Source organism: Bowmanella yangjiangensis, assembly GCF_017255015.1.
In the GTDB taxonomy this organism is placed as follows: Bacteria; Pseudomonadota; Gammaproteobacteria; order Enterobacterales; family Alteromonadaceae; genus Bowmanella; species Bowmanella yangjiangensis.
Window position 1 is genome coordinate 1 of record NZ_JAFKCS010000080.1, and the last position, 3,838, is coordinate 3,838.

Sequence of the window (3,838 nt, forward strand, 5' to 3'; positions counted from 1 at the left end):
TCCACCCGCTGAACAACCTGCGGGTGTTGCGCTATCTGGAGCGGCAACTCGATGTCGATGCCGACGGCCGCAACGCCTGGTATCGGCACTGGGTCGAACGTGGCTTCAGCGCCGTGGAGCGCATACTGGCCGAGTCCCCCGACACCGGTCGCTTCTGCCATGGCGACACGCCCTCGCTGGCGGATTGCTGCCTGCTGCCGCAGGTCTTCAATGCCGAGCGTTTCAGGGTGCCGCTGAGCGCCTATCCGACGATACGGCGGATCGTCGAGCAGTGCCGGCAGCTGGAGCCTTTCCAGTCGGCCGCCCCCGAGGCGCAGCCGGACGCCGAGTGAGCGGCCATCCGGCGACGGGAACGTGGCACCGGCACCATCGCCACGCGCCGTGACGAACGGATGCTGCGGACCAACCTGAACATCGGTTACCACTTCTGATGTGCCGGTTGGCCGCATGCCTCAGTGGCCGCTGCCCAGTGTTACGCTCCTGGGCTTGGGCGCCAGCCACACTGCGATGGCGGCCAGCACGAAGCCGACGGCGGCGGCCATGGAGAGGTTGAGCACTCCCAGCGTTGCAGCCTGCACTTCGACCAGCTGTTCGAGCGCGACGCGTGCCTGTTCGAAGCTCAGCCCCGCCTGCTGCAGCAGACTCATCGCCCCTTCAGGGTCGTTCAGACTCGCAGTCAGCTCGGAGCGAGACGTGCGGCCTTGCCAATCCCAGGCGGTCATCGCCACTGCCGTGCCGATGGCACTGGCGAGCGTGCGAAGAAAACTGAGCAGGCCAGCGGCGGATGTCTGCTCCTTTTCAGGAACGCTGCTGACGGCGAGGGCACTGAGCCCGACGAAGAACAGGGACATGCCCAGACCATGCAGAAGGTGGGGCATGACCAGCGTCCAGTAGCCGACATCGGTGTTCCAGTCCGCCCGCAGGGTCGAGACGAACGCCATCCAGAGCAGGCCGATCGAGATCGTGACGCGTGGATCGACCTTGCCGATCAGACCGGCGGCGATGGGCGAGGTCAGGACGGCGAAGAAGCCCAGCCAACCGACGACATAGCCGGCATGCGTCGCGGTATAGCCTGCCGTCTGCTGCAGCCAGAGCGGCGTCAGTACCACCTGCGAGAAAAAGGCGGCGAACCCCAGCGACATGGCGAGCGCGGCGAAGGTGAAACCGCGATGGCGGAACACGCGCAGGTCGACCACCGGGTTGCTCGCGGTCAACTCCCAGAGTACGAACGCAGCGAAGGAGATGGCGGCGACGATGGCGAGCACGATGATCAGGTTCGAGCTGAACCAGTCCTGCAGGCGACCTTCATCGATCATGATCTGGAACGAGCCCACCGCCAGGACGAGCAGGATCAGCCCGATGACGTCGATCCGTGCCTTGATGCGTCGGGTCTCGAACGGCTTCATGAACGCCAGGCAACCCATGACGACGATGGCGACCACCGGAAGGTTGATGAAAAATATCCAGGGCCAGGACCAGTTGTCGCTGAGCGTACCGCCGAGAATGGGCCCCAGAATCGGCGCGGTGGTGGTGGTCATCGCCCAGATGCCCAGGCCCGCTCCAGCCTTCTCCTTGGGAAATATCTGCATCAGCAGAATCTGCGAGAGCGGCATCAGCGGGCCCCCGGCAAATCCCTGCAGGACACGGAACGCGAGCAACTGCTCGATCGACTGGGCAAGGCCGCACAGCAGCGAGAAAAGGCCGAAGCCAATGATGGAGAACAGGAACCAGCGAACCGTGCCGAAGCGCATGGCGAGCCAGCCGGTGAGGGGAACGGCGATGGCATCGGCAACCGCATAGCTGGTGATCACCCAGGTTCCCTGCGTCGCGGAGGCGGCCAGCCCACCGGCGATATGCGGCACCGCGACGTTGGCAATGGTGGTGTCGAGGACGACGACGAAGTTGGCCAGCCCGAGCGCGAAAGCCGCGGCCGCGAGGCGTATGCCTTGCAGCGGCTGGGGCGTGATGGCCATGGCTTCGGCAGATGCAGTGCTGCTCATGGCTACTCTCCGCGCGTATCGACAGTGACGTCCATCGACAACCCCACGCGCAGCGGATACGCCTTCAGGTCATCGGGTTCCAGGGCGATTCGCACGGGCAGGCGTTGCACCACCTTGATCCAGTTGCCGGTCGCATTCTGCGCCGGGATCAGCGCGAAGGCCGCTCCCGTGCCACCGTTGAAGCCGACGACAGTGCCCCGGTAAGTGACCCCGCTGCCGTGGTAGTCCGAGGTCAGCTCGGCGGGCTGTCCAATACGCAGGCGTTCGAACTGGCTTTCCTTGAAGTTGGCATCGACATAGACGCTGGCCACCGGCACCACGATCATCAGCGGTGCGCCTGCAGCAACACGCTCGCCAACCTGCACCTGCTTGTTGGTGACGACGCCGTCGAACGGCGCGCGGATGACGGTCCGTGACAGATCGAGCTCCGCTCTGTCGAGCCGTGCTTTGGCCATGGCGACATTCGGCGAGGTGTCGATGGTCAGCCCGAGCGTGAGGACCTCGGCCGCACCGAAGTCGCCGTCGGCGGAGCCGCGAACCGCCTGTGCGGAATTGATCGCCGCCTCGGCAAGGTCACGTGCGGCCAGTGCCGACTGGTACGCCGTGCGCGCAGCCGTCAGGTCTTCGGCAGACACCGCCCCGGTTCCGGCGATGCTCTCTCGCCGGGCGAGTTCGGCGCGTGTACGCTCGACTGCCGCCTTGCTGTCGCGCAGCTGTGCTTTCGCCTGCCGTATCTCCGCATCCCTCGCCGTTACGCGGGCCTGCGCCGCACTGGTGCTGGCCTCCGCCTGCCGGTAGTGCTGGCGGGCCTGCGCCAGTGCCGCCCTGGCTTCAGCGACGGCCACCTGATATTCGGCATCGTCGAGAACCACCAGGATCTCGCCCTTCCTGACCTCCTGGGTGTCCACCACGGGAACGGCCTGGATGGGACCCGCGACCAGGGCGGTGATCTGCGCGGAGTCGGCACCCACATAGGCATTGTCGGTACGCACTCGTCCTTGCTGGGTGAGGACGTACCAGGCGGCAAAGAGCCCGGCGATCAGCAGGATCACGAGCAATAGCAGCGGGAACAGTCTTTTGCGCTTCGCCAGGTTCTGCGCTTCCAGTGCTGCTGGTGCATCCTCAAGGGTGTTCGTCGTTTCTTGAGTCATCATCTTTTCCCTACTGTCTGGGGCTCCTGGTATCCGCCGCCGAGTGCGCGGATCAGAGCGATATCGAGCTGTAACCTGCGGCCCTCGAGCTCGACCACCGAGCGATCGAGGGCGACCATGCTGTCTTCTGCCGTCAGGTGGACGATCTGGTTGTCGAGCCCCGCCCGATAACGCAGTCCCGTGAGCCTGGCGGCTTCTCGCGCCGCCTCCGCAGCGTCGTGGCGCCTGGCGAGCTGGCGGTCGGTCGCCGCACGCACGGCGACGATGTCGGCGACGCTGCGCAGGGCTGCGACCAGGGTGCCGTCGTAGCTTGCGACCGCCACGTCGTAGTCGGCACGGGCACCTCGGTAGCGCCCCTGCAATCGCCCACCCTGGAAGATCGGCAGGCTGATCGCGAGCCCCGCATTGCCGTAGCTGGAACCCGAACCGAACAGTGTCGAAATGCCCAGCGACTGGACGCCGACCAGAGCCGACAGGTTGACGTTTGGATAGAACTCGGTGCGCGCGACCTTGATCCGCTTGGCGGCTGCTTCGGCACGCAGACGCGCCGCAGCGATGTCGGGGCGGCGGCCGATCAGCTCGATCCCGGCGTCGGCGGGGAGGGCGAGTCGCGGTGACGCCAGGGTTGGTCGAGTGATGTGCCGGCCACGATCAGGTCCCGCGCCGAGCAGGGCGGCGAGGCGATTG

Annotated in this window: 4 protein-coding genes; 1 reads left to right on the plus strand and 3 read right to left on the minus strand. The window is 66.0% G+C overall.

Annotated elements, in window-relative coordinates:
• The coding region (locus J0A65_RS21755) for a glutathione S-transferase C-terminal domain-containing protein (RefSeq protein ID WP_206596421.1) at nt 1-332 on the plus strand (332 nt) is incomplete at its 5' end.
• Between the two features lie 120 nt (nt 333-452).
• On the opposite strand, the gene J0A65_RS21760 is transcribed toward J0A65_RS21755, so the two are convergent.
• The 3 genes from J0A65_RS21760 to J0A65_RS21770 all read right to left on the minus strand — a co-directional run.
• Nucleotides 453-2,000: a DHA2 family efflux MFS transporter permease subunit gene (locus J0A65_RS21760; protein WP_206596422.1), complete on the minus strand. Its 1,548-nt coding sequence runs from the start codon at nt 1,998-2,000 to the stop codon at nt 453-455.
• Between the two features lie 2 nt (nt 2,001-2,002).
• Nucleotides 2,003-3,151 (minus strand): HlyD family secretion protein, encoded by a 1,149-nt coding sequence (locus tag J0A65_RS21765; RefSeq protein ID WP_206596423.1) that lies wholly within the window; start codon nt 3,149-3,151, stop codon nt 2,003-2,005.
• Nucleotides 3,151-3,838: TolC family protein (locus tag J0A65_RS21770; RefSeq protein ID WP_206596424.1), on the minus strand; the 688-nt coding region annotated here is incomplete at its 5' end. The genes J0A65_RS21765 and J0A65_RS21770, both read right to left, overlap by 1 nt.